Annotated in this window: 36 protein-coding genes and 1 riboswitch; of the genes, 4 read left to right on the top strand and 32 right to left on the bottom strand. The window is 45.1% G+C overall.

Annotated features, from left to right (window positions below):
* Positions 1–125: 125 nt before the first annotated feature.
* The 22 genes from Y79_RS1000000121555 to Y79_RS0116490 form a co-directional block, all read right to left on the bottom strand.
* A complete protein-coding gene (locus Y79_RS1000000121555; protein ID WP_016938691.1) occupies positions 126–263 on the bottom strand; it encodes a hypothetical protein in 138 nt (45 codons plus the stop codon).
* A 128-nt stretch (positions 264–391) separates the two neighbouring features.
* The gene (locus tag Y79_RS0116600; protein WP_016938689.1) at positions 392–1,132 is read right to left on the bottom strand and encodes a hypothetical protein; all 741 of its coding nucleotides are present in this window, start codon (positions 1,130–1,132) and stop codon (positions 392–394) included.
* Positions 1,133–1,214: 82 nt separating this feature from the next.
* The gene (locus tag Y79_RS0116595; protein ID WP_016938688.1) at positions 1,215–2,054 is read right to left on the bottom strand and encodes a phosphoadenosine phosphosulfate reductase domain-containing protein; all 840 of its coding nucleotides are present in this window, start codon (positions 2,052–2,054) and stop codon (positions 1,215–1,217) included.
* A 3-nt stretch (positions 2,055–2,057) separates the two neighbouring features.
* Positions 2,058–2,315 (bottom strand): YrzE family protein, encoded by a 258-nt coding sequence (locus Y79_RS0116590; protein WP_014470580.1) that lies wholly within the window; start codon positions 2,313–2,315, stop codon positions 2,058–2,060.
* Positions 2,312–2,527 carry a hypothetical protein gene (locus Y79_RS01000000120215; RefSeq protein WP_016938687.1) on the bottom strand — a complete coding sequence of 72 codons (216 nt, stop codon included), beginning with the start codon at positions 2,525–2,527 and terminating at the stop codon, positions 2,312–2,314. Before Y79_RS01000000120215 ends, Y79_RS0116590 begins: the two co-directional genes overlap by 4 nt.
* The gene (locus Y79_RS0116580; RefSeq protein WP_016938686.1) at positions 2,524–2,889 is read right to left on the bottom strand and encodes a hypothetical protein; all 366 of its coding nucleotides are present in this window, start codon (positions 2,887–2,889) and stop codon (positions 2,524–2,526) included. Before Y79_RS0116580 ends, Y79_RS01000000120215 begins: the two co-directional genes overlap by 4 nt.
* A gap of 31 nt (positions 2,890–2,920) precedes the next feature.
* A complete protein-coding gene (locus Y79_RS0116575) occupies positions 2,921–3,124 on the bottom strand; it encodes an XtrA/YqaO family protein (protein WP_003155894.1) in 204 nt (67 codons plus the stop codon).
* A 78-nt stretch (positions 3,125–3,202) separates the two neighbouring features.
* A complete protein-coding gene (locus tag Y79_RS1000000121550) occupies positions 3,203–3,355 on the bottom strand; it encodes a hypothetical protein (RefSeq protein WP_016938685.1) in 153 nt (50 codons plus the stop codon).
* 57 nt (positions 3,356–3,412) lie between these two features.
* Positions 3,413–3,841: a RusA family crossover junction endodeoxyribonuclease gene (locus Y79_RS0116565; protein ID WP_016938684.1), complete on the bottom strand. Its 429-nt coding sequence runs from the start codon at positions 3,839–3,841 to the stop codon at positions 3,413–3,415.
* 94 nt (positions 3,842–3,935) lie between these two features.
* Entirely contained in the window at positions 3,936–4,079 is a 144-nt protein-coding gene (locus Y79_RS1000000121545) for a hypothetical protein (RefSeq protein WP_016938682.1), read from the bottom strand.
* A 9-nt stretch (positions 4,080–4,088) separates the two neighbouring features.
* Entirely contained in the window at positions 4,089–4,595 is a 507-nt protein-coding gene (locus Y79_RS1000000121785; protein WP_235714300.1) for an ATP-binding protein, read from the bottom strand.
* 265 nt (positions 4,596–4,860) lie between these two features.
* Positions 4,861–5,835, bottom strand: a complete 975-nt coding sequence (locus tag Y79_RS1000000121780) for a helix-turn-helix domain-containing protein (RefSeq protein ID WP_016938680.1) — start codon at positions 5,833–5,835, stop codon at positions 4,861–4,863.
* Between the two features lie 166 nt (positions 5,836–6,001).
* Positions 6,002–6,841: a recombinase RecT gene (locus Y79_RS0116535; RefSeq protein ID WP_016938679.1), complete on the bottom strand. Its 840-nt coding sequence runs from the start codon at positions 6,839–6,841 to the stop codon at positions 6,002–6,004.
* A 2-nt stretch (positions 6,842–6,843) separates the two neighbouring features.
* Positions 6,844–7,794, bottom strand: coding sequence for a YqaJ viral recombinase family nuclease (locus Y79_RS0116530; protein ID WP_016938678.1), 951 nt, complete (start codon positions 7,792–7,794; stop codon positions 6,844–6,846).
* Positions 7,794–7,979 carry a hypothetical protein gene (locus tag Y79_RS0116525; protein ID WP_016938677.1) on the bottom strand — a complete coding sequence of 62 codons (186 nt, stop codon included), beginning with the start codon at positions 7,977–7,979 and terminating at the stop codon, positions 7,794–7,796. The genes Y79_RS0116530 and Y79_RS0116525 overlap by 1 nt, the downstream gene beginning before the upstream one ends.
* Positions 7,972–8,589, bottom strand: coding sequence for a hypothetical protein (locus Y79_RS0116520; RefSeq protein ID WP_016938676.1), 618 nt, complete (start codon positions 8,587–8,589; stop codon positions 7,972–7,974). Before Y79_RS0116520 ends, Y79_RS0116525 begins: the two co-directional genes overlap by 8 nt.
* A gap of 110 nt (positions 8,590–8,699) precedes the next feature.
* Positions 8,700–8,900, bottom strand: coding sequence for a YqaI family protein (locus tag Y79_RS0116515; protein ID WP_016938675.1), 201 nt, complete (start codon positions 8,898–8,900; stop codon positions 8,700–8,702).
* On the bottom strand, positions 8,887–9,165 hold the full coding sequence (locus Y79_RS0116510; RefSeq protein WP_016938674.1) for a hypothetical protein: 279 nt from the start codon (positions 9,163–9,165) through the stop codon (positions 8,887–8,889). Before Y79_RS0116510 ends, Y79_RS0116515 begins: the two co-directional genes overlap by 14 nt.
* Positions 9,162–9,734, bottom strand: coding sequence for a helix-turn-helix domain-containing protein (locus Y79_RS0116505; protein ID WP_016938673.1), 573 nt, complete (start codon positions 9,732–9,734; stop codon positions 9,162–9,164). Before Y79_RS0116505 ends, Y79_RS0116510 begins: the two co-directional genes overlap by 4 nt.
* Before the next feature lie 66 nt (positions 9,735–9,800).
* A complete protein-coding gene (locus Y79_RS0116500; protein ID WP_016938672.1) occupies positions 9,801–10,499 on the bottom strand; it encodes a BRO family protein in 699 nt (232 codons plus the stop codon).
* Positions 10,500–10,551: 52 nt separating this feature from the next.
* Positions 10,552–10,692, bottom strand: coding sequence for a hypothetical protein (locus Y79_RS1000000121540; RefSeq protein ID WP_016938671.1), 141 nt, complete (start codon positions 10,690–10,692; stop codon positions 10,552–10,554).
* Positions 10,693–10,746: 54 nt separating this feature from the next.
* Positions 10,747–10,989 (bottom strand): helix-turn-helix domain-containing protein, encoded by a 243-nt coding sequence (locus tag Y79_RS0116490; protein WP_016938670.1) that lies wholly within the window; start codon positions 10,987–10,989, stop codon positions 10,747–10,749.
* Positions 10,990–11,133: 144 nt separating this feature from the next.
* Between Y79_RS0116490 and Y79_RS0116485 the strand changes: the two genes are divergently transcribed.
* The 3 genes from Y79_RS0116485 to Y79_RS0116475 all read left to right on the top strand — a co-directional run bounded on the left by Y79_RS0116485 (position 11,134) and on the right by Y79_RS0116475 (position 13,659).
* The gene (locus tag Y79_RS0116485) at positions 11,134–11,556 is read left to right on the top strand and encodes a helix-turn-helix domain-containing protein (protein ID WP_016938669.1); all 423 of its coding nucleotides are present in this window, start codon (positions 11,134–11,136) and stop codon (positions 11,554–11,556) included.
* 444 nt (positions 11,557–12,000) lie between these two features.
* Positions 12,001–13,038: a hypothetical protein gene (locus Y79_RS1000000121775; protein WP_016938668.1), complete on the top strand. Its 1,038-nt coding sequence runs from the start codon at positions 12,001–12,003 to the stop codon at positions 13,036–13,038.
* Positions 13,039–13,182: 144 nt separating this feature from the next.
* Positions 13,183–13,659, top strand: a complete 477-nt coding sequence (locus Y79_RS0116475; protein ID WP_016938667.1) for an ImmA/IrrE family metallo-endopeptidase — start codon at positions 13,183–13,185, stop codon at positions 13,657–13,659.
* 11 nt (positions 13,660–13,670) lie between these two features.
* Here the strand turns inward: Y79_RS0116475 and Y79_RS0116470 are convergent, their stop codons facing one another.
* The 5 genes from Y79_RS0116470 to sdhC all read right to left on the bottom strand — a co-directional run bounded on the left by Y79_RS0116470 (position 13,671) and on the right by sdhC (position 17,631).
* A complete protein-coding gene (locus tag Y79_RS0116470) occupies positions 13,671–13,850 on the bottom strand; it encodes a helix-turn-helix domain-containing protein (protein WP_016938666.1) in 180 nt (59 codons plus the stop codon).
* Positions 13,851–13,970: 120 nt separating this feature from the next.
* On the bottom strand, positions 13,971–14,408 hold the full coding sequence (locus tag Y79_RS0116465; protein ID WP_016938665.1) for an acyl-CoA thioesterase: 438 nt from the start codon (positions 14,406–14,408) through the stop codon (positions 13,971–13,973).
* A gap of 59 nt (positions 14,409–14,467) precedes the next feature.
* Positions 14,468–15,226 carry a succinate dehydrogenase iron-sulfur subunit gene (sdhB, locus tag Y79_RS0116460; protein WP_013353099.1) on the bottom strand — a complete coding sequence of 253 codons (759 nt, stop codon included), beginning with the start codon at positions 15,224–15,226 and terminating at the stop codon, positions 14,468–14,470.
* Between the two features lie 2 nt (positions 15,227–15,228).
* Complete coding sequence (gene sdhA, locus Y79_RS0116455; RefSeq protein WP_016938664.1) at positions 15,229–16,989, bottom strand: succinate dehydrogenase flavoprotein subunit; 1,761 nt, start codon at positions 16,987–16,989, stop codon at positions 15,229–15,231.
* Positions 16,990–17,022: 33 nt separating this feature from the next.
* Entirely contained in the window at positions 17,023–17,631 is a 609-nt protein-coding gene (gene sdhC / locus Y79_RS0116450; protein WP_016938663.1) for a succinate dehydrogenase cytochrome B558, read from the bottom strand.
* Between the two features lie 296 nt (positions 17,632–17,927).
* Here sdhC and Y79_RS0116445 point away from each other — a divergent pair, with 296 nt between their 5' ends.
* The gene (locus Y79_RS0116445; protein ID WP_016938662.1) at positions 17,928–18,374 is read left to right on the top strand and encodes a YslB family protein; all 447 of its coding nucleotides are present in this window, start codon (positions 17,928–17,930) and stop codon (positions 18,372–18,374) included.
* 47 nt (positions 18,375–18,421) lie between these two features.
* Here the strand turns inward: Y79_RS0116445 and Y79_RS0116440 are convergent, their stop codons facing one another.
* The 5 genes from Y79_RS0116440 to Y79_RS0116420 form a co-directional block, all read right to left on the bottom strand.
* On the bottom strand, positions 18,422–19,651 hold the full coding sequence (locus Y79_RS0116440; RefSeq protein ID WP_016938661.1) for an aspartate kinase: 1,230 nt from the start codon (positions 19,649–19,651) through the stop codon (positions 18,422–18,424).
* A gap of 125 nt (positions 19,652–19,776) precedes the next feature.
* Positions 19,777–19,955, bottom strand: a riboswitch (Lysine riboswitch).
* A gap of 61 nt (positions 19,956–20,016) precedes the next feature.
* A complete protein-coding gene (gene uvrC / locus Y79_RS0116435; protein WP_016938660.1) occupies positions 20,017–21,789 on the bottom strand; it encodes an excinuclease ABC subunit UvrC in 1,773 nt (590 codons plus the stop codon).
* Between the two features lie 147 nt (positions 21,790–21,936).
* The gene (gene trxA / locus Y79_RS0116430) at positions 21,937–22,251 is read right to left on the bottom strand and encodes a thioredoxin (protein ID WP_003152560.1); all 315 of its coding nucleotides are present in this window, start codon (positions 22,249–22,251) and stop codon (positions 21,937–21,939) included.
* Positions 22,252–22,402: 151 nt separating this feature from the next.
* On the bottom strand, positions 22,403–23,893 hold the full coding sequence (locus Y79_RS0116425; protein ID WP_016938659.1) for an alpha-N-arabinofuranosidase: 1,491 nt from the start codon (positions 23,891–23,893) through the stop codon (positions 22,403–22,405).
* Between the two features lie 213 nt (positions 23,894–24,106).
* The gene (locus Y79_RS0116420; protein WP_016938658.1) at positions 24,107–25,084 is read right to left on the bottom strand and encodes an electron transfer flavoprotein subunit alpha/FixB family protein; all 978 of its coding nucleotides are present in this window, start codon (positions 25,082–25,084) and stop codon (positions 24,107–24,109) included.
* Between the last annotated feature and the right edge of the window lies 1 nt (position 25,085).

Below are 25,085 nucleotides of genomic sequence, written 5' to 3'. Positions count from 1 at the left end.
TTAGCTTTTTAATGTCTGATCGCAGAGCAAACCTTAAAGGCTTTTCAAAGATAGGTGCAGTATTTTCATGGGTATCTAATCCGCACGTTTCACAACATAAGCTTTCCATAATGATTTCCGCTCCCTTATTTCCGCCCACCGACGGTATTTTGTAGAAATTCATGCACATGACACATCAGCAGCATGCCGCCTGTTTCCGGTCCGTGCTTTTCACGGAAGACAGCCAATGCTTGTTCGAAAGCCTGCCTGTAATCCTGTTTCACGCTATTTCCTCCTCAGCGCCCATGGTGCGGCCACAATGCGGGCAGCGTGCATCAGCGCGGATTTCTAAATCAAGTTTTTTATAATCGCAGTCCGGGCAATGGTATTCGATCATGATATTCCCATCCTTTTAGAAACTTGGTTCCGGTTCTTTTTCTGGCGTAACTGCATCATTTTCCCATTCAATATCAAGGATTATCCCCACGCCGTTTTGTGATAATCTCATGAGAAGAATTTCAAATTCGTTCAGATGTCTGAGAGATTTCAAGTCATGAACTGAGTTGTATCTCAAATCCCATTCCTTATCTGTTCCATTCTTATAAAAGGAAATCGGTATTTCAAAGTTCATTTCTTCGTCATGATCACACTCAAATAAAATCGTTGCATGCTCAAACGAACTCCAACTTCTATCCTCGTTACGTTCAACATTTACAGATACCTCAACCGCTTCATATTCAGGTCCATCGTCAAATTCTACTTCCAGATCGTCAGTCTCAACGTTTTTTGCAACATAGTTCATCCACTTTGCGAAGAGGTCAGACAGTTTGATTGTGTTTTCTGTCTCTCCTGACATCAATCCCTTGAAATTGTTTAGCAGGTTACGGTTTTCTATGGTTGTATTTTGTAATACTCCGACCAGCACATGATCAAGCTTTGTGATGTAATCCGAGTAATCATAGTTTTCTAAGTATGGGACGATGACGCTTTTTAGTTTGCTTTTGATAATCTCGGTCACATCGCCATAGCTTGAGAATAAATTTTCAAGCGCTTTTGAAATTCCTTTTTCCAGTTGTTCTGCGACCAGTTTTTCAACCAATCCTTCTTCCATTTGTTTTGCGATTACATCTTTGATATTTTGTTCAAGATTCATTTTGATTTCCTCCTATTTTGTGTTTATACTTGTAAATTTGGTCATATGTTCACTTATTCATGATTTTGTATATGAATTTCCCTTAAACGCCACACATGCCCTCACATTCATTCAAAAAGTGATCTATATCAAGCTGATCCTCATTGAAATTTACTTCCTCCAATGGCCGGCCTGACTTATGGAGAAAAGCGTTATTTTTAAATCGCGGCAGCTTCCGGATAAGCCGGTCAATTTCCACCGCGTCTTGCCAAGAGGCCGGGTCTTTCATCTTCATATCACGCCAGGCGTTGAAGTCGTGGAAAGGGCAGCCGATACAGCTGGACTTTTCCGGCGTTCCGAGTCCCTCGCGCTCAACGTATGTAATGCAGCGCGACCGATCTATGAAGGCCACATCAACCAAAGGATGCTCGGCAACTTGCCAGCTTTCCCGGCTTGGTTTAACTCGCTGGATTTCATCAGTGCTGATCCCTTTCCAGAGGTGAACAACTTCTTTGATGCGCTGCCTCGGCTTGTACCCGAGCAATGAACGGATTTTCCGGTTAACCGGTAATATTTTGTATTCGTTTGTACATTGCCGACGGGCGATGCCTATTTCACCTTTTGAATCCCGCGTGAAGAATGGGATACTGGCGAAACGGTCACCTGTCTCAGCGCCTTGCACAATGTCATCACGAATGTTCCCATTATCAGTGAAGATGATCTCCCGCCCGTAAGTTGCCTTGATATGCTCGTTTATTTTCTCGATCCAGTTGTAAACGTGTTGCGGCTCCCATCCGGTATCCGAGAAAATAATGTAATCGGGTATAACGCCGTTTATCTCACCTTTCAACGCCATGAGAAGAAGGGCCGTTGATTGTGTGCCTCCCCCGTAGGAGAGGACGTGAATATGTTTTTTGCCATCGTCGTACTGCTGTTTAATCATCCCTTAACCCCCGATCAAATTCGGCAGCACGGAGATAGCGAAGAAGATGAGCCCCACGCATGCCCCGACCAGCCAGATATTTGTTTTATCCCGTTTAGCGATAATGGTATCGCCGATCATTTTCAGATCGTCAGACCGCGCGACCAGCGTCGGGATGTAGTCCGGGTGAACCTTTAAAAGCTCGGCCGCCTGCTCGACGGTCATTGCTTCGTCCTTCGTGGCCTTCACGTTCCGTTGCAGTTCTACTTGTAGTGGCATCATTCTGCCCCCACCTCCCGCGCTTGTGGTAAGTTCACTCTTTGCAGAAATTCAGCCGCAAAGAATCCCGAAAAACCATCTAAGAAAACAACCTTTGCGCCGCTGTGAGAAGTAAATTCATCACTAGTACAGGACCAAATTCTTCCGTCGTATTTGCTCGCTTCATAGCATGTGTGCATGACAACTAATTCACCTTTTTGAAGTGGTTTTCTCATTCCGCATCACCCTCCCATGCAGCAGGAAACTGACCGTTTAAGGCCTTCTCTACCACTCCGAAAGGGTCGTCCTCTTCATCGGTGAATGTAGCAAGCAACCTTCTGAAATTGCCGTTCTCTTTTGTAAGCCGCCGAATCTCTTCCTGAGCCTGCTGGAACTGATGAACCGTTACTTCCTGCTGGCGTTGGTGTTCCTCAATGATTGCCTGCTGTTTTCTCATGTAGCCGATCATTATGTCTTTGACATAACTCTGCTCGATGATATAGCAAGATCCTGCATTTATATCGAGTGGCTTCAATTCCTCTTTTGAAGCTAAGTGCCACAATGACAAGTCGTTTATAATTTCCTGTAATTTATCCATGCCCGTTCCTCCCCCGCAGGGGAAACCCCTGCTATTTGAATTTATGGCCGATCTCGTAATCACAACGAGCCAGGCCGCCTTTTATTGTTTGAATGATTGTTTTACCGTGTTCCGGGGCGTCCATTAGATGAGCAGTCCCTTCAGTGCCATCTAAAACGATGATGCGGACTTTCCCCGGCTCGATGCTTTGCTGAATAGTTGTTTCATGATTTTTTATTTCTGTTGGCTTGTTCACTCTGGCCGCCCCCTGTGCTATGATAGAAGTACCAGTTCATATCAGCATCGGGGCCACGGCTTCGGTGCTTTTTTCGTTTTACGACGGCAGCCGCATCGTTACTCCGGCAGATGGCTTTAATTCCTCGCGGTAGATGATCGGGTGCTTTTCAACATAAGCCGCCAACTGCTCCGGCGTCATTTTCCACTCCTTAACTGGACCAGGCTTGTATGGGTTGATTTCTTCTTGCATAGCGATAACCTCCTGAATTGATTTAGTTCTCAAGCATCAAACTTTCGCCACAAAGCGTTATGGCAGGATTTCCGTTATAATGACTTCCACCCGGGGCTCTTCACTGTAAAACTTGCTAACTTTCAGATCGACTACCTGGCTATCATCACGGTAAATCAGATGATTCAGGGCATCTTTAACTCCCTTTACATAGTTGTCAACGTCCGGCTTTGTTACGGGACGCAGGAGACCCTTTTCCGCGTTCTCTCTTTTTGTCTTGGATTTGGAAATTTCTTTTGTCATTGGTCTGAATACTCTGACATCCATTGCCACAGGTCCCGTAATAACTTGTTTTGGCCGATACTGTGACGCCACCAGCGCAACATATTGTTTAAAATTCTTTGATTTCAAAGGATCACGCATTTTAACCTTGCCATTTATAACAGATCCCCTCGGCCTCCCCTGTGCAACAGGCTCGCCGTAAACTATAAACTGAATGGAATCCAACCGTCATTACCTCCCGTCAATTTGTTCCCAGTGCTGAATCTGCTTTTCCTTGTACGGCGCTGTGAAGATGATGGCCGGCAGCAGGATAACCGCTTTAAGCACTGTGCATCAGCTCCATTTGTTTGATTTTTTCCTCAAGCACCCGGATCGCCGAGGTAAGGTCCTGGCCGGCCGTTTGCTCGGCGGGCCCGAACAGATACATGCCGCCGGATATTGTAACGTTTGTTTTCTCTTTCATAGCAATCTCCTATTCGTATAGTGATTGGAGCAGTAGATCATTTTCCTGCTTGGCTTTTTTGCTCCTGATTTTTTCATCTGGCATACGAATTGGAAATGTCATTTTCTCAATCCGGCTGCTGATACGCCCTTCAGGATATTTAAGGTCTAATTCATCAATGCTCAGATTACTTGTGAAGATGGTCGGTTTCTTATTCTGCAGTCTGTAATCAAGGATGCGTGTGAACGTTTCCTCAACCCAATCGCTGACTTTCTCAACGCCTATATCGTCCAGAATGGCAAGATCAGCCGTTTTAACAGCCTCGATAATGTCCGAGCTTTTCACCTTTGATTCTCCATCAAAGGTTTTTTTGATTTCACCGATTAGATCAGCAGTTGATGAATAAAGAATCTTCATAGGGCTTTCCGGCTTATCATGCATTTTTATGATGGCCTTTAGGATACTTGCAGCAAGCCGCGTTTTCCCGCTGCCCTTCTCATGACTGTGGAAATAAAGTCCTTTTCCTTGCTCGCGCATCATATCGAATTTAAGTACATAGTTTTTTGAGGCCCTTTTGGCATTGGCTGCCCGCTCTTTAGAAATATCCTGATCGTAAACATCAATTTCAAAAGAGTTTAAAGTGACATCCTTAAATTCTTCCGGTAGCCGGGCGCTGAGCAGTTTATTTTCTAGCGCCTTAATGGCTTTACAAGGGCACTCTTTCATAAACTCCGTGTTTTCTTTGTGATCCTTCACCCATATGAGCCCTGAGCCGTCGCATTGTTTATAAATGCAGTTTTCCTCAGAAATCACAGTGAGTGTCTCGTATCTTTCCTGAGAGGCCCTTTTCACGGGCAAGCGCTTCGAGTCTTTCAACTTCTGCGCTAGATGTGGATTGGCTTTCTCCAACTGCTTTAGGGCGGTTGCTAAACTGTTCATGATTTCCTCGTCCTCCCCGGTTCATTAATTTCATAAGTCCCTGCCGCGCTTTATGGTCACTCGTTCCCCGCAGAATACCGAGTGTGTACGCTTCTTTGCGGTCGTCGTATTTCTCGGCATGCTCCCACATAGCGTAATGAAGCTGATCGACGCTGTACTTACTCATTTTTTCTATATGGTTCGCAAGCAACTTCGCAGAAATTTTGCAATGTGAACGTGTAAGCCGGATGCAGTCAAGGTATTGAACAAGTATGCCTTTTTTGATGCCTTCCGGGAGCGCGCCCATTTTAATAACCATGTCAGCGAATTTTTCAATTTCTTTTTCACTCGCCAGATTCATATTTTTTAATTCTGCTGCACTTAATGCGTCCTTCAGTGTGTCTTCGTTGCTGATCTGTTGCGGCATTAAGTGATCAGCGTAATCAGGAATGTTTTTGAATTTACCTTGGTCTTGCATGTCCTCACCCTTTTTTTGTTCTTGTTCCGAATCCCCGGTTTCCACTGGCGGAAATGAATCTGCTTTCTTCCCGTAATTCTTTATGTTTTGAAGCTTCTCATAATCAACAATCGTGATAATAGTTGCTTTGTTCTGCTTCATTCGTCTTGTTTTGATTAATCCTGCTGTCTCAAGTTTGCCGAGAGAGTACCGCATTTTTTTAAGATCAATAGATAGGTCCCTCGCAAGCTCCGCCACATTAATCATTGCTTCACCTGTTTTTAATGATCCAACGGGAGCGAAAACGGCCTCTTCGAGCAAACACATATAAAGAATCTTTTCGCGCCTATTTGCAAACTGCTGGCGGGGCTGAATAACATACCCCATGCCTTGCATTTCCAAGCCGCTCACCTACTTCCTTTCACACAGTGCTGTCATGCCGCTGATGCGGACTAAACGCAAGCCCGGTTCATTTGTTCGGATATAACCCTGAACATAATCACGGAACAGTTGCGCCCGGTTAGGCGCCCCTTCTGTCATCCACTTGTAACAGAAGGGTATGCTAACCTCAATCAAATGGCAGGTCATTTTCGCTAATGTCTACAGGCTTACCGTCAAAGGGATCGACATCCTGCGCGCTTGGCTTTTCTTCTGACACTTCGGCATCAATGATTTCCGGCTCTGCCATTTCGTCAGTAATATCAACCCGCTCACGTTCCTCGTCATCCTCGATAACTGCCTTCTGCATTTCAACTGAGAGAATCCCCCACTTACTAAGCATAGATTTCAGAACAGTTTTAAGCGCCATTGCATCCCAATCCTTACCCCATCCAAAATCTGATTTACTGAATTTCTTTTTGTGTTTCTCTACTTGCGCTTTTGTCCAGTAGACTGTTTTGCTGAAACCGTTCAGTAATTCGAAGTAGGCAGCGTAGCCCTCCACTTTCTCTGATGCTCGCTTTTCAAAATCAATTTCGATTTCTTCTGTTAACGGATTCCACTTCTGAAGCTCACCCTCGTGAATTGCTATGCAGTTAATAGATTTGTATTGACCTGTCCGCAACGCAAGCTGGATATATCCTTTGTATCCAAGCTGGAATTGCGCTTTGCCGCTATACGGAACTATCCAGGCATAGCCTAAATTTTTATCAACCGGTAGATCAAGCGTAGCCGCCACCATAGCCGCAGAGATAACAGACATTGGCTCTGCCTTCTGAAGCATCTTCTCGCTTGTGTACAGACTCAGAATGGATGCAGTGAACTGGGGCGCCCTTTTCCCTAAGACCGTTTCAAACCGATTGATTACAGCAGGTGAAGAAAGCAGGCCCTTCATCGTTGTTCCCTGCGGCTGCCCTGGCACGTTATTTTGTTTTTGAATGTTATTTTTAAGTGATTCATTTGTAGCCATATTTAGCTAACCTCCTTAATTCCAAAGCGTCTGTATTGCACTTCTTTTGTGACTTTCTCATATACATCTGGAAACTGCTCTTTTAGTATCTTGCTGTCGATCCGGTTCGTTGTAACTGACTTCCAGCTAGTTTGGTAGGTTCCGATGAATCCATATTCTGCTTCCTTCATTTCATGTTTGATCTGGTTTTCTAATTCCTTTGCCTGCAATTGCAATTCAGCGATACTTTCCTTTAATTGCAAATACTGTTTTATCCGTTCACGGTTTACCGCGGTAAGATCAATAACCTTGTTGCTTTCCGTTTCCGCATACCGTTTTTTCAGATATTCTTCTGCTGCGCTTGATCCGTCCAATGCGGGAGCAACCCCACCCAACACCGCAGTATTCCAAAACTCGACTTCGGCAGTGAATATCATTTCGATTAATTCATCATCCCGCTCAATTTCTTTCCAGACGAATTTATTGCCGCCGATCAGAACAGCAAAGTACGCTTTTTTATACTGGGGACCAAGCACGCCAAGATAGTGCTGGACCTGAACAATATAGTCAGCAGGGATCTCGTCATTCTCCCATTCTTTCAAGTTGTAAGCTGACGTGGTTTTGCACTCCAATATGGCTTTTTCGCCAACGATCATTCGGTCAACATTCGCCAAAATGAAATCATGTTCAGGATGCTTCAGCATGGACTTTTTACGCCTAACTTTTTTCCCGCTCCGTACTTCAAATTCTTTTGCGACAATGTCCTCAAGGATTGAGCCGAAGTAAGCCGCCTCACTGGCTGACTCACTGACCGGGACTTGTCCCGTTTTGTCCAGCCATAATTCAAATGCGGTTCTCCATTTGTTTAACCCCAAGATTACGGAGGCATCTGAACCGCCGATGCCCTTCCGTCGCTCAAGAAGCCATTCGTCCCGACTCATGTCCGCTGTCGAAGCGAAAACCTCTGCTTGCATCAGATCAGCCCCACCTTTCTTTTGTATGCTTCCGCACCAAGCCGCTGCCATTCTCGGTATGCGTCCATTGACGGGAAGGAAAATACCGGTTTTCCCTTACTGAACATGATTGAGCCGCCGACTTCTCTCAGGCGCTTCTGATCGTCCACCCGGTCACTGAAAGATGCTGTTACTGGTTTAGGCATCGTATCTTCCCTCCTTTTTTTCCTCGTAGAAGTTATTGGCTCTGTACACGAATCCCTCTGAATCTTCCTGTCCCCACGCATCGTTTGCAGGCTTGATTTGAACACGAGTTCCGCAGTTATCACATGGTGTAAAACGGAATCCTTGGGGGACGTGTTTTGTTTCACTTAATCCACATGAAGGACATGAAAATCTCGTTTTCCACTTTTCACGCTCCCCCTTTTCGTTTGTTGGGAAAACGATTGGCGTTGCCAAACGACGTTCACTGTTCAGTAACTGGACCTGTCTTGGTCTTGAATTGATTTTTTCGGCAGGCTCAGCTTTTTCAGCAAGCCGATTTGTCACTGTTTTTGTTGCCTCTGTCGCATCTGCGGCGCCTGCCTGATCGGTGTTCTTTTCTATGACATCCTTTTGAGGGTGAGCAGTAATAGGCTCTGCTGTTTGACGGGCTGGCGTAGATATTTGTTCGGGACGGATGCGGCCAGGCATTTCATCGGCATTCATGTAAGTAATAATTTGATGGATAATCGAGCCTGCTTCCCGAGCTGTTAAACTGTCAGCTTCAAAATTCGCTTTTTTACCGATATTGTTTTCAAGGTTTAATTTGATCATTGTTATTTCCCCCGATTTCTATTTGTTTTTAGACAGGTAATTTGGTATAATTAAAGGAACATTTCTTTACCAAAAGACCTTTTGAAGTCCACTTTGCCGAGTGGGCTTTTTTATTGTGCTGAATGAAATTTAAATCCAAGTTGCTCCTTCAAGTAGCGTTTGAGATTGCCTTGTAGAATTATCTCGCCGCAGTCGATTACATAATTATCTGCTGACGTTACTTCGTCCCCGAAAAAGTCCTTTTTTGTTTCTGGTTCAGTCGCCTTGTCATGCCAGTTGTTCAGAACCATCGGATTTTCAATATGCTGCATCAACCAAAAACCTCCTTTGAAATTCCTGAGCAGTTGCAGGACTCATATACTTAACTGGTTGTACCATCCGAAGAAACTCTCTTTTTTCGGCCTTATAATCTTCCAGTCTCGCGCTTGCTTGCTGCATCCTTGTATATGCTGCATCTGCTTGTTTAAAGTCACCGCTTATTAAAGATTTGCTGAGAATTTTCGAATATTCTTCAATCACTATCATTTCTAATTTGGCCGCGTTACGCCTCTTCACCAGCACTTTGTCATCAATCACACCAGCACCGCCTGCCTTCCCTCTTGTTTTGCCATTGCAACCTGACTCATGAGCGCCTTACGCGTCCACCTGTCGGCCAGGTCCTTCATGTTCAAACCATGACTGCGGACCAGTGAATATATCAACGTTTTGTTCGCCGGGATCAGATCGAAAATCTGCTTAATATCAGCCATTGGCAGTTCTTCCGACTGTCGGCCCGGCCTATCGTTCGCCAGCCAGCGCGATAACTGCCGGGTTGCTTGCAATGCTTCTTCAAGCTGATGGATCATGTTAATTACCGCCGCGCTTGCGCTCTCGTTAAGAGCCGGGTCAATTGGCGCCGCCGCTGTCGGATGCAGCCGGAACAGGTAATGCACGAGATCAATATGTTCGTATGAGCCGCACGCTTCAAACCACTTGATACACAATTCAGGTGTTAAGGGAAAAACACCGTTCTCAACGTTGGAGATAAACGATTGATTTTTTTTTCCGATGATCTTCCCCATCTGGTACTGTGATAGTTTGGCCCTTTGCCGCTCGATTCTAAGAAGGGTGGATAAATTGTCCATATTGTATGGATTGTTCGACATATGTTCGCCCCCTGATATATTTAGTTTTCGCTGTTAAAATTTAATTAATGAAGGAACTCGAAGGATTTAGGAAACCTTTCGAGGAATCCAATTTTCTATATATTTGATTGCGGATAACAGCTCCCGGCGCTTTATGTCTTTGTAGCTTGCAACGCCGAACCGGTCTTTTATCTCACGGTGTATTTCTCTGAAAAGCCTGGCCGCTTCTTCCTTACCTTCCGTGATGCTATAAACCCGGCGCGCGACTACTTTTTGAAACCGGCGCTGTTCTCCGGAATCCAAGGTGATTTGCTCGTCCACTTTTTGACTGAGCTCATCAATCTGTTTTTCATGATCGAACAACACATTCTGCATTTTTCGTTGTTGTTCTGCTGTTTGTAAAGTGAGTTTCAGCGATTCGATTCGCTGTTCTTCATCAGATAAAACTCTTGGGCCGCCGTACTGGCCTGTTTGGCGTAATGTTGGTAACACGTCATCAAACACCCATGATTCGAACTGAGTTGCGGCGGGAAGCCTTGATTTCACGATCAGCCGATACAAATTTCCTTCGTTGATAAATTTTTTCTGTTGTGTCCGATCCATTGAATCGGTGACCTCGTGAAACGCGACCCCACTTTCCAAGCAATGTTTTGATATTGCATCATGTGGATTTGCGTAGCCAAGTGCCTCAGCCACTTCAGTTGCGCCGAAATAATCCTTGTTGTTAATTTGAATGATTGGCAGTTCTCCAAACTGTTGATGGGAGAAGTTTTGCAGTTGATTCATGTTGTTGTGGCCTCCTTTGCTTGTCCACCAAAAAAAGGTGAAGCAGAAAATTTTAAGCGTTTAACTTCAGGTCTTTTTTTGAAGTGAAATACGGTTCCAGAGCTTTACGGAAGCATTCTTCTCTGTCCATTGTTCCGTAATACTCTTTGCCGATTTTGATGTTCGTTGTTTTAGTCTTTGTTTGTTTAGCCATTGCGCTCACCTCACGACAGTGTATTCATGTTGGACAGATGGACTACCCAAGGAATTAAGCAGAATGCGTCTTCGAAATACACAATTCGTGACATGAATCCTCAAAAAAATATGTCCAGCTAAAATCAAGCACGCCTGCAATACCTTTAGCAACTTGCGGTGTTGGGTTGCGTGCTCCTGATTCAATCATTGCATAGGTTGTCCGTGCAATATTTGCTTTTTCCGCAACTTCTTTTTGTGTCAAATTGGCTTCTTGTCTAAACTTTTGTAACCATTGACGTTTATTTTTATTTCTCATGTTATCACCTCCGTGTCACATATCGTGTATTCATATAATAATACACATTCCGTGACTTGTAAAGTACTTAATACACATTTTGTGAAATAAAGTTTATTTGTCACAATCTGTGACGTTATAATAATCAGGAAAGGAGCGTTTATTATGCTTGGTGTGCGATTAAAAGAACTCCGCAAGTCAAAGAGCTCAAAACTTAATAGGGAAATTAAGCAAGAAGAAGTGGCTAAAAATATAGGAGTGGGCAGGACAACTTATGCTATGTATGAGCAGGATAAGCGCCAGCCTGATTATGAAACCTTGATTAAGCTCGCTGATTATTATGAGGTTACAACAGATTACCTTCTCAGAGACGAGCCCCCAGAAATGAAAAAGAAAGTCTTTGAAGATGAGGCTCGGAAGATTTTAGAGGACCCTGACACATTAATTGCCGCTGCTGATGGTAAGATCACTGATTCTATCCTAAAGGCAGCACAGAAGATAATTGCGCAGCAATTAGAGACAGGTCGCAAACCGGGGGATATTCGCAACAACAAATATAAGCCGGACAAGCCAACTGATGAAAGTTGATTTTTTTTAGTCTGTAGTGACACAAATAATTACATAATTTCATCACCTTGATAAACCGATCTTTTGTTTATCAAAAAACGACGTCTTTGTTATTTTAGTTATCTTTAGTTATTTAGTTATCTAATAGAAGAAACCCAACAAAAACGAATGGAAACTAATGTAATACAATCCGTGTCCCAATGTTAAATATTACAAGCGTACAAACCTACGTTTATCAAGGGTTCGCGAAATACCCCGTATCCCAATCGTGTTCCTCCCGTGTCCCAATGGTATACCAGAGTAGTACCAAAAAAATCAGAGGAAAACACGGTGTTAAATCGCATTAAAAAGCGCTTATATAGAGAGAGAATTGCCGCTTTTATACAGAGAAGACAATAAAAAATTCCGGCTTCTGCCGATATAAATAAAGTGTATTCATTTCTACAAAAAAAGGGGAAAATTGCTTTGAAAAAATGGTTGTTAGGTATTGGGGCTTTAACATTAAGTTTTTCTTTAGCTGCATGCAATTCTGACTCAACATCTTCTAAAGGGGATGACTCTTCGAACAAAACAAAGTCACTTTCTTTAGAAGACCAGTTAAAAAAAGATGCAAAGCCATATGATTATGCTCAAGTTAATAGCGCTGGAATAAAAAAGGGCACCAAAATTGTTATTGAAGGTGACGTAACATATGCAGATAACGTGGATGATGACGGGAAGACAGTTTCGAAGAATGTAGCGTTCACTGTGAGCAAAAACAGTGATGGTTCAGAGGCTTACACTGTCAGCAATAAAAGCTCTGACAAATTCAAACTGCAAGATACTGTTAAAATCTATGGTACATACGAGGGGCGTGAATCAGGCACCTCCATGCCTAAAGTCAAAGCCGTTGTAGTGGAAAAAGTCGATAAGAAAAAAGAGCAAGCAAAAAAAGATGCTGCAATTAAAGACAAATTCCAAAAAACAGGCGAAGGCGATATTGAAGGATTAGGGCATGTAAAGACTATTGGCATCGGGTATAGTGATGAAGTAGGTATTGACGGAAAAGACACACCACTGAAGCCTGTTAAAATGGGTGATATGAAACTGTATATCGAAAGCGTCAGAGTCTTGGAGATTACGCCAACGGAAGACGCCAAGTCCCTTTATTTTAATGATCAAGACAAGGTACGATCAGTTGTAATGGAACTGAAGGCCGAAAACACTTCTTCAAAGGATATTACGTTCCATCCGAATCAATCTGTCATTGTAACAAATACAGGTGAACAAGTCGAAACTGATATGGGCTTAATGGGCGAAGTAGGCGGAGACTTTTTAGGAAAGGTAAAGAAAGAAGATCAGACATGGTGGGTTTTAAAGGATAATTCAAAGGATATTAAAAATATAAAAATGATAATTCCAGCTCCGACTGATTCCAAAACATTTGATGAGCTCGGAACAGAAAAAAGGATCGATTTCAATATTCTTAGTTTTGAGGATGCGAAGAAAAAGGACGAAAAATAAAAATTGCCCTCTTGCGGGGGCATTTCTTTTTCGCTTAAAATAGAACATATGTTTGATCCATAATTTTCAATAGGCTATTGGACACATTTACCATAGGAAGATTGTACACATTTTAATTTCCACACATTTAAGGGGGCGTTCATCTTGGTATACACAAAAAGTCATCTGGAAGATTGGATTGAAAGGCTGTATAGGGAAATAAACATTCTCCATCCATCTGACATTAATTTTGATCATATCGCTCATGCGCTGGATATTTTAATCGTATACAATCCGGTAACCAGTTTTGCGCTGCGCTTCAAGGGAATGTTCACCATTTCTTTAGATTCCCGAAAGTCCAGAAAAGAACAATGGCTTGATTTTTCTCATGAGGTCTGCCACGAGTTCAGACATGAAAATAATGATAAGATCATGCCGATTTATTGGAAAGAATACTTAGAGTGTCAGGCGAATTATTTTGCATATCATTTCTGCATTCCTACATTTATGCTCCGGCAAATTGAAATCCCTCATAATCAATACTTCGCGGCGCAAGTCATTGCCGACATATTCAAAGTGCCTGAATCATTTGCGTATCTCCGCTTAAATATGTACTTAAACAAAGCCAGGCTGATCATATAAAAAGAGCCTTTTCAGGCTCTTTGTTTGCAACAGGTATGCATCTCATTTGAAATGTGATTCCGTACAGTTTTTTCACTGATAAATAGCTCGCTTGCAATTTCTTTTGTTGTCTTGTCTTGAACGAGCAATTCGAATACTTCTCTTTCTCTTTTGGTCAGCAGCGGCTTTGATTGAAAATCTTTCTCCTTCAAGTATTGTAACCCTCCTTGCTAAGGTGAGAGCGAATCTGAAACGAATGGGTTTATATAGTCAAGATATCATATGTAAAAGCCGCTTCGGAGGTGACGTCACTTAAAGAAATAGTTATCCGTTCAGGCGAGCAGAATGCCTTTCTCCCGCTCCGTCCAGCTGACCGCTTTGCCGCTTGTCTTTGATACTTGTACCATAACGACGGAACCGGTAAAGCACGGCAGGCCTGACTCGTTTTCTCCAAGGTAATGAAGGGTGACGGACGCATTTCCGACAGAGCTTGCTTTGACATAAATCCGCAGATTTTCATACGGCATCACCTGACGCATATAGTCACACTGCTGGCTTGCGACGACTGTCATCGTTTCCGCATTTTGCGCTTCCATGCCGCGCTGCTTAAAGTAGGCGATCCGGGCTTCTTCAAAATAGATGAAAGGGGTTACATTATTCATATGGCCGAACATATCCGTTTCTGAAAAGCGAACCGACACTTCAGTAAAGAAAGAAAACGACTGTCTCCATTCTTCAAACGGGATGTCAATGTATTGCGGTTGTTTCATCACCTTCAGCTCCTTATAAAAAAACCTCTCCCGTGCGGAAGAGGCTCTTTTTCTTTATCTTATACTCTGTCGCTTCCGAAGAAATTGCGGAATGCTTGTAAGTTGGTATCTCTGTTCAAAGCAGCGATTGAAGTCGTGAGCGGAATGCCTTTCGGGCAGGATTGAACACAGTTTTGTGAATTCCCGCAATCTCCGAGACCGCCGTCTGTCATTAAAGCTTCTAAACGTTCTGACTTGTTCATCGCGCCCGTCGGGTGGGCGTTAAACAGACGAACTTGCGACATCGGGGCAGGCCCCATGAATTTCGATTTGCTGTTGACATTCGGGCAGGCTTCGAGGCAGACGCCGCAGGTCATGCATTTAGACAACTCATATGCCCACTGGCGGCGTTTTTCCGGCATTCTCGGTCCCGGTCCCAAATCGTAAGTCCCGTCAATCGGCACCCATGCTTTCACTTTTTTCAGTGAATCAAACATTCTGCTGCGGTCAACCTGAAGGTCACGGACAACCGGGAATGTTTTCATCGGCTTCAGACGGATCGGCTGTTCCAGCTTATCAACCAGCGCCGTACATGACTGGCGCGGTCTGCCGTTGATGACCATGGAGCAGGCGCCGCATACTTCCTCAAGACAGTTCATGTCCCATGCGACAGGAGTTGTTTTCTCACCTTTTGCATTCACGGGATTTCTGCGGATTTCCATCAGGGCGGAAATCACATTCAGATTCGGGCGGTAATTGATTTCAAATTCTTCATCGTATGGCGCGCTTTCAGGCGTATCCTGGCGTGTAATGATAAACCGTATCTTTTTCTCACTCATGATTATTTCGCCACCTTCTTCTTCGAGTAGTCGCGTTTACGGGGCGCAATCAGTGATACATCGACATCCTGATATTCAAATTCCGGAGCTTCAAACGGACCGGCATGTTTAGCCATTGTCGTTTTGAGCCACTCATCGTCATTTCTTTCAGGGAAATCCGGTTTATAGTGCGCTCCCCGGCTTTCATTTCGGTTGTATGCGCCGAGCGTGATGACTCTGGCAAGCTGAAGCATATTGGAGAACTGGCGGGTGAACATCGCCCCTTGGTTGCTCCATTTTGTCGTATCATTAATATTGATTTTCTTAAAGCGTTCCATCAGCTCTTGGATTTTATCATCCGTTTTCAAAAGCTTGTCATTGTGGCGGACCACCGTTACGTTGGCCGTCATCCATTCTCCGAGTTCACGGTGAAGCACGTAGGCATTTTCATCGCCGTCCATCTTCATGATGTCTGCCCATTTTTCTTCTTCTTTTTTCACGTAGGAATCAAATAATGAAGAAGACAGATCTTCAGCCGATGTTTCAAGTCCGGCAACATATTTCACTGCATTCGGACCGGCAACCATTCCTCCGTAAATGGCGGAAAGCAGAGAGTTTGCCCCTAAACGGTTTCCTCCGTGCATTGAATAATCACATTCACCCGCCGCGAACAGTCCGCGGATGCTTGTCATCTGATCATAATCAACCCACAGGCCGCCCATTGAATAGTGAACGGCAGGGAAAATTTTCATCGGAAGCTTGCGCGGGTCATCACCCATGAATTTTTCATAGATTTCGATAATGCCGCCGAGCTTAACGTCAAGCTCTTTCGGATCTTTGTGCGAAAGATCGAGATACACCATGTTTTCTCCATTGATGCCGAGCTTCTGGTTCACGCACACGTCAAAGATTTCGCGTGTCGCAATATCCCGCGGCACGAGGTTTCCGTAAGCCGGATATTTTTCCTCGAGGAAGTACCAAGGTTTTCCGTCTTTGTACGTCCAGACTCTTCCGCCCTCGCCGCGCGCCGATTCACTCATCAGACGCAGTTTATCGTCTCCGGGAATGGCTGTCGGGTGAATTTGAATAAATTCGCCGTTAGCGTAGTAAGCGCCCTGCTGATAAACGATTGATGCGGCAGATCCCGTGTTGATCATGCTGTTTGTTGATTTGCCGAATACGATTCCGGGTCCTCCTGTCGCCATAATAACGGCGTCAGAACGGAATGACTCGATTTGCATATTGGTCAGATTTTGGGCTACGATACCGCGGCACGTGCGCTCATCGTCAAGAACGGCGCCGAGGAATTCCCAGCCTTCGTATTTTGTGACGAGACCCGCCACTTCATATCTGCGCACCTGCTCGTCCAGTGCGTAAAGAAGCTGCTGACCCGTCGTCGCTCCCGCGTATGCGGTTCTGTGATGCTGTGTACCCCCGAAACGGCGGAAGTCCAAGAGCCCTTCCGGCGTTCTGTTAAACATAACCCCCATGCGGTCCAATAAGTGGATAATGGACGGCGCCGCTTCACACATCGCTTTTACAGGCGGCTGGTTTGCTAAAAAGTCGCCTCCGTAAACCGTGTCATCAAAATGCTCAAACGGAGAGTCTCCTTCCCCTTTTGTGTTGACAGCTCCGTTTATCCCGCCCTGCGCGCAGACCGAGTGAGAGCGTTTGACCGGAACGATGGAAAACAATTTAACGGCCGTGCCTGATTCCGCTGCTTTAATTGTCGCCATGAGGCCGGCAAGACCCCCGCCGACTACGATAATGCTTGATTGACTCATGATAGCCCCTCTCCCTCTAGTAATCTAGTTCTCTTACACAAACGCAAAAATCGCTTTTAGACCCACGTATGAAAGCGCTAAAAATATTATCAGCGTCACGTAAGTCGAAATTCTTTGAGAACGCGGCGTGACCGTGATCCCCCATGTGACCGCAAAAGACCATAAGCCGTTTGAAAAGTGAAAAATGACTGATAAAACGCCTACAATGTAAAATCCGAGCATAAACGGCGAGCTCAGAATATTCGCCATCATATCGAAGTTGACTTCAGCGCCCATCTGTGCGGCAATCCGCGTCTGCCACACATGCCAGCTGACGAAAATAAGGGTGAGAATACCGGTGACACGCTGAAGCACAAACATCCAGTTTCTGAAATAGCTGTAGCGGCCAGCGTTGTTTTTCGCAGTAAATGCTATGTACACACCGTAAACCGCATGATAAATTAAAGGTAAGAAAATAATAAAAATTTCTAATGCATACCTGAACGGCAGACTGTCCATAAAGCCGGCCGCCTTGTTAAACGCATCCGCTCCCCTTGCGGCAAATTGGTTGACGACTAAATGCTGGATCAAAAAGATGCCGACCGGAATCACACCGAGCAAGGAATGCAATCTTCGAAAATAAAACTCTCTGTTCCCAGACATTACTTTACCCCCTGTTTGATTTAAGTGCGAAATGTGCTAAAATCTCTGCCCCCACTTCGTTTCAATTGTAAGCACTTTATTAAAATTTATTGACAATTTCATTTTACTCCTCCCTCAAAAGGGCGTCAAGAAAACGTGTACATAAATTATAATTTTCGGAATTGATTATTTGACGTGAAAATTTTATTTTCCTGCAATACCTTTCTCACTTTTTTTCACGTGTTTTATAGGATCATCCTGTAATCCTCCCCCCTGTTTAAGCTATAATAAACGAAGGAGAGAGGGGAATACATAATATGAAGAATAATTATGAAGCAGCTTTAGAACCTTTAACTGAACTCGGCGTCAGCGCATACGGCTACGAATTAATCCGGGAAATTGTGCTTCCGGATATCCTCGGCCCGGAGCATTCATCCATGATGTATTGGGCGGGGAAACGCCTCGCCCGCAAATTTCCTCTTCAATCATGGGAAGAAATCCCCGCCTTTTTTGAAAAAGCCGGCTGGGGAACTTTGACAAACACAGGATCAAAAAAGCAAGAGCTGGAATTTGAGCTGGAAGGACCGCTCGTATCCAGCAGGCTCAAACACCAGAAAGAGCCGTGTTTTCAGCTTGAAGCCGGTTTTATAGCCGAACAGATTCAATTGATGAACGATCAGATTGCAGAATCTTATGAACAGGTCAAAAAGAGAGCGGATAAAGTCGTCCTGACCGTGAAATGGGATATGAAGGACCCTGTATAATTGAAAAAAGGCGGTGACTCAAAAGTCCCGCCTTTTTGCCTGCCCGTTTATACGGCAGACGGCTGTTTAGAAAGCTCAAACGCATCATGAAGCGCTTCGACGGCTTTCACCATATCATTGTCACTGACCACCGCTGATACTTTTATTTCAGATGTGCTGACCATTTTGACTTGTACATTTTTTTCCGCCAGTACGGCAAACATGTCCGCGGCGACGCCGGGATTAGAGACCATGCCTGATCCGACAATGGATACTTTCGCCAGCTTTCTTTCAGTTTCGATTTTTTCATAGTCAAGCGCGTTTTTATATTCTTCAAGCACAGCGACCGTTTGCGCGGAATCTTCCGTTTTCACTGAGAAAGAAATGTCTGCTTCCCCATTATCCGCTTGTGTCTGAATAATGATGTCAACGTTGATGTTTCGTTTCGCCAGCGCGGTGAAGATCGTTGAAAGTGTTGTCAGCCCGCTTGCAAGGCCCGTGACGGACACCCTTGTAATCTGGTCTTCAAATGCAATTCCTCTGACGATTAAATTCTGCTCCATTGATGATTCCTCCTCAATTAATGTTCCAGCTTCATGTTCCGTGCTTGACCGCACTTCCAAAGGCACTTGATAGTTTTTCGCGAACTCAACCGCCCGCGGATGAAGAACACCCGCTCCGAGATTTGCAAGTTCCAGCATTTCATCATAAGAAATTCCCGCCAGTTTTCTCGCTGACCGGACGTACCGCGGATCTGTCGTAAACACGCCCGGAACGTCCGTGTAAATGTCGCATTTATCCGCTTTTAAAGCTGCGGCAAGAGCGACCGCCGTCGTATCGGAACCGCCCCGTCCGAGCGTCGTGATGCCGCCGTCTTCGGTTACTCCCTGAAAACCGGCGACAACTGTAATCCTGCCTTCTGCAAGCTGCGCCTGAATTGCTGTGATATCAATATCCGTAATTCTCGCATTGCCGTGGACGGCCTCCGTGCGGACACCCGCCTGCCAGCCCGTATAAGAGACGGCGTCATATCCTTTTTCCTGAAGCGCCATGGCCAAAAGCGAAATCGTGACCTGCTCTCCCGTAGACAGAAGCATATCCATCTCGCGTCTGCTTGGCTCAGATGTAATTTCCGCCGCCAGATTGACGAGCGCGTCGGTTGATTTTCCCATTGCTGAAACGACGACTACGACGTCATGGCCTTTTTTCTTTTCAGCAATGGCGCGATTTGCGGCATTTTGAATTTTTTCGGCAGAGCCGACGGAAGTGCCTCCGAATTTTTGTACGATAAGACCCATACTAGACCACCCTTTACATTTTGGTTCGTGCGGGTGAGGAGAAAAGAGCGTTGTGTCCACAATAAAAAAAGCAATGAGAGGAATAGCTCTCATTGCTTTTTCATATCATTACGATTGATTATGAACAACGAGATAGCCCTCCAAGAAAATGAATTCTTGACAGCTTTACATTTATTTAATGCAAAGCCAGCAAAGCACACCGATGGGATGTGTTTCACTTCGGCGAACTCCCCTTTCAGCCTTTTTCGCAGAATCCATCATTCTCCAAAGGCATACTATTGAAGTTCGCACCTCTATCTTCACCATATAACACGATCTTATGAAATTAGTTCACATTCTAGCAGACTTTTCAGAAAAGCACAATACTATTTTTTCAATTTTTCAAACAGCAGCTGAGCGGCCGCAGCCGGCACACCGGCTTTTTTGATATCGTCAAGACTTGCTTCCTTCATCTTTTTGACAGAACCGAAATGCTTTAAGAGCATTTTTTTGCGTTTTTCGCCGATCCCCGGGATATCATCCAATACGGATTGAAAGGCGCTTTTTCCCCGGATCTGTCTGTGAAAGCTGATCGCAAAACGGTGAACTTCATCCTGAATGCGCTGAAGCAGGTAAAATTCCTGGCTGTTCCGCTCCAGAAATACCGGTTCAAGCGGGTCGCCGATCAGAAGGTTGGATGTTCGGTGTTTGTCATCTTTCGCCAATCCCGCTACCGGGACATCAAGGCCGAGCTCATTCTCAAGCACGTCGCGCGCCGCGTTAATCTGCCCTTTTCCGCCGTCAATGATGATTAAATCCGGCAGCGGGAGATTTTCGCGGAGCACCCTCGAATATCTTCTTCTGACGACTTCTCTCATTGATCCGTAATCGTCAGGCCCTGTTACGGTTTTGATTTTATATTTGCGGTATTCCTTTTTATTCGGTTTTCCGTCAATAAAGACAATCATGGCCGATACAGGGTTTGTGCCTTGAATATTGGAGTTGTCAAACGCTTCAATCCGGTGCGGCGTGTAAATGTTCAATGCTTCGCCGAGCCGTTCGGCTGCTCCGATTGACCGTTCCTCATCCCGCTCGATTAATGAGAACTTTTCCCGCAGGGCGATTTTCGCGTTTTTGTGAGCAAGCAGAAGCAGTTCTTTTTTCGGGCCTTTTTTCGGCTGATGCACGGCGGTTTCCAAAAGCTCGCTGATCATGTCTCTGTCAACGCTGTCAGGCACCAGAATTTCCTTAGGCAGAAAGTGATTGTTTTTCGAATAGAACTGGCCGATGAAGGTCAGAAATTCTTCATCCGCTTCCTGGTACATCGGAAACATGCTGACATCGCGTTCGATCAGCTTTCCTTGGCGTATGAAAAAGACTTGGACGCACATCCAGCCTTTATCGTACGCATAAGCGAACACATCGCGGTCCAGAAGGTCATTCATGGTCATTTTCTGCTTTTCCATCGTCGATTCGATGTAAGCAAGCTGATCGCGGAATTCTTTAGCCCGTTCAAATTCAAGCTTTTCCGCCGCCTCTGCCATTTTCTCTTCAAGCTCTTTTTTGACCTCGTTATGCCCTCCCTTTAAAAAGCGGGTGATGTCTTCCACAAGCTCGCGGTTTGTCTCCTCGGAAATATCCTTTACACATGGAGCGAGGCATTGTCCGAGATGGTAATAGAGACAGACACGGTCCGGAAGATTCGAGCACTTCCTGAGCGGATAAAGGCGGTCCAGCAGTTTTTTCGTTTCCCGCGCCGCCTGTACATTCGGGTACGGGCCGAAATAGCGCCCTTTGTCTTTTTTGACATTGCGGGTGACAATAAGCCGCGGATGGCGTTCATGGGTGATTTTAATAAAGGGATAGGTTTTATCATCTTTCAGCATGACATTGTATTTCGGATCGTATTTTTTAATCAGATTCATTTCCAAAATAAGCGCTTCAAGATTGGAGGAAGTCACGATATATTCAAAGTCCTCAATCTCCGTCACAAGCCTTTGGGTTTTTGCATCGTGAGAACCGGTGAAATAGGATCTCACCCTGTTTTTCAGCACTTTCGCTTTCCCCACGTAGATGACTGTTTTCTGACGGTCTTTCATTAAATAACAGCCCGGCTGATCGGGAAGGAGGGCCAGCTTTTCTTTCAGTTGTTTATTCATACGTTACCCTTCCTTACATTCATTTCTTGTGTCCATTCAGTGTATCACGAACATTTGTTTTTCTCCATTCTCAGCTTTTGGAAGATCAAAAAAGGCGATCCCTTTTAAAGGAATCGCCCTGCCGCAGCCGTAACGGAAACTTTCGGCTTACAGATGTTTGTTTACAAGCTCTTCAAGGGCTTCTTTCGGTTTGAAGCCGACAGATGTTTCAACCACTTCTCCGTCTTTTAACACAAGAAGTGTCGGGATGCTCATGACGCCGTATTTACCGGCAGTTTCTTGGTTTTCATCCACGTCGATTTTGACGATTTTCAGTTTGTCTCCCATTTCTTGATCAAGCTCTTCAAGAACGGGCGCGATCATTTTACAAGGTCCGCACCAAGGAGCCCAGAAATCAGCTAATACGACACCTTCACTTGTTTCAGCTGAGAACGATTGATCAGTTGCTTTTACGATAGCCATTTGTTATTCCTCCAATGTCAAATGATGATTTTTAGTATAGCATCTCCCATTCGTTCATGCTAATTTAATGCTTATATTATTTTCTCCCGAACCCGCCGAAAATAATCTTATTTATAGAATGTATGATAACCGATCAGCAGGCGTTCAAAACTTAAGATGGACCCGCCGGCAGCGTGATTAATACAACCGCCATCGGAGGAAGCTCCGCCTCCAGATTTCCGCCCTTCTGCGTAAACCCGGAAAACGGCTTCGGTTTGACGTTTTCCGGGCTGCTGAATGTATTGCGGGCATTCATTTTTTCAGCATGCAGAATCGTCCCCGAAGGCTTCCCAATCTTTTTCATGCCCCGCAGTTCAATCTTCACGTCAGCTTTGTGCAAGTGATCGATATTGCAAATGCTGATATGTATGCCGCCGTTTTTCTGTTTGGACGCCGAAATGCTGACTTGCGGGAGCCGGCCGTCTTTCCATTCGTATTCGGCCGCTTTTGTTTCTGCGGCCAAAAGAGAAGCGTCCTGATGAACCTTAAACATATCAAACACATGATATGTCGGCGTCAGCAGCATATTTTTCCCTTCTGTCAGGATCATTGCTTGAAGGACGTTGACGGTTTGCGCGATATTGGCCATCTGCACACGGTCTGCGTGCTGATGAAAAATGTGAAAATGTGCGGCGGCGACAAGCGCGTCGCGGATCGTATTTTGCTGATACAAAAAGCCCGGATTCGTGCCAGGCTCAGGATCAAGCCATGTGCCCCATTCATCAATGATCAGACCGACTCTTTTTTCCGGATCGTACTGATCCATAATGGCGCTGTGCCTTGTAATCAATTCATCCATATGAGCCGCTTTTTTCATCGTGATGAACCATTCATCTTCCGTAAATTCGGTCGCTGACCCTTTTCCCTTCCAGAAGTCGCCCGGTATTGTGTAATAATGCAGGCTCAGCCCGTCCATGAGATCAGCGGCTTTTTTCATTAATGTTTCTGTCCAGCGGTAATCATCGACATTCGCACCGCCGGCAATTTTATAGATTTCATTCCCGCTGTAATTGCGGACATAGGTTTGAAAGTTCCGGTAAAGGTCGGCATAATACTCAGGATGCATGTTTCCGCCGCAGCCCCAGTTCTCATTTCCTATACCGAAATATTTGAGCTTCCACGGTTTTTCCCGCCCGTTTTCCTTTCTCCAGTCGGACATCGGCGTGCCCGCTTCAAACGTCATGTATTCAATCCAATCAGCCATTTCCTTAACCGTTCCGCTGCCGACGTTTCCGGCGATGTACGGTTCGCAGCCGAGCAGTTCACAAAGCATCATAAATTCATGCGTGCCGAATTCGTTTGAATCAATCGTTCCGCCCCAATGGGTATTCAGCATGGTTTTTCGTTCCCCTACGCCGTTTGCCCAATGATATTCATCAGCAAAACAGCCGCCGGGCCATCTGAGAACGGGAATCTGGAGCTGTTTGAGGGCGGAGGCGACATCCGTCCTGATTCCGCCGGTATTCGGAATATCGGAATCTTTTCCGACCCAGATGCCCTCATATATGCCTCTTCCTAAGTGTTCCGCGAAATGTCCGTATATGTTTTTGTTAATGGTTCCCCGCGTGATATCCGTTTGAATGACTGCCGTATTGTGAGACATACTTGATCATTCCTTTCCACTAATAAGAATGAAAGCACTACAGCCAATCTGTGTATCTGGGATATATGCTGAAAGGATAATTTTGTAAGCGCTTTACAGAAAGCTTATTATATTGGTTCGTACATGTCAATCTGTTATTTTGCCAATACATAATTATGCGAACTAATCATCACAAACCAAAACCCTCTGACAAATGAAGCCAGAGGGTTTTGGTTATGAATGAATATTGGCCTTTTTAAATTCCTGGGTCAGGAGCGGAACCACTTCGAATAAATCGCCGACAATTCCGTAGTCCGCTATTTTGAATATTTCCGCTTCCGGGTCTTTGTTGATGGCAACGATCACTTTACTGTTCGACATCCCCGCCAAGTGCTGAATCGCTCCGGAAATTCCGCAGGCAATATACAAATCCGGTGTAACGACTTTCCCCGTCTGGCCGATTTGAAGAGAATAGTCGCAATAATCCGCGTCACACGCGCCGCGCGAAGCGCCCACCGCTGCTCCCAGCACTTCGGCAAGTTCTTTTAACGGTTCAAACCCATCTTTGCTTTTCACACCGCGGCCGCCCGCAACGATGATTTTCGCTTCTGATAAATCCACGCCGTCCGCTGTTTTTTTAACTACTTCTTCAATGACCGTCCGCAAATCTGCCGGCGGGACCGCAAGCTCTTCAATATCACCCGTGCGGCTTGCATCTCTTTCTAATGCCTGAATGTTATTCGGACGGATTGTCGCCAAGATGAAAGGATCGGTTGAAATCACCTGTTCAAAGGCTTTGCCGGAATAGATCGGTCTTGTAAATACGATGTTGTCTCCGGTAACGCTTACATCCGTGCTGTCTGAAATCAATCCCGTTTCAAATCGTGCCGCAAGCTTCGGTGACAAATCTTTTCCCATAGAAGTATGGCCGAAAATAACCGTATCGGGCTTTTCATTTTCGATCAGATCTCCGAGGACCGCGGCATATCCGTCTGCCGTATACTGAGAAAGTCCCGCTGCATCGGCCGTAAATACTTTATCGGCGCCGTACTGAATGAGTTCTGATGCTGCATCAGCCGCGCCTTTTCCCAACAGCACCCCGATGACATCTCCTCCGCCGGAAATGGTTTTGCCTGCGGCTATGGCTTCAAAGGTGACGTTCCGTAAGGCGCCGTCACGAATTTCTCCGAGTACGATCACTTTTTTTCCCATT

It is taken from the genome of Bacillus siamensis KCTC 13613 (genome assembly GCF_000262045.1).
Classification (GTDB): domain Bacteria; phylum Bacillota; class Bacilli; order Bacillales; family Bacillaceae; genus Bacillus; species Bacillus siamensis.
Note: the sequence above shows the minus strand (reverse complement) of the source record. Positions and strands in the feature narration are given on the sequence as shown.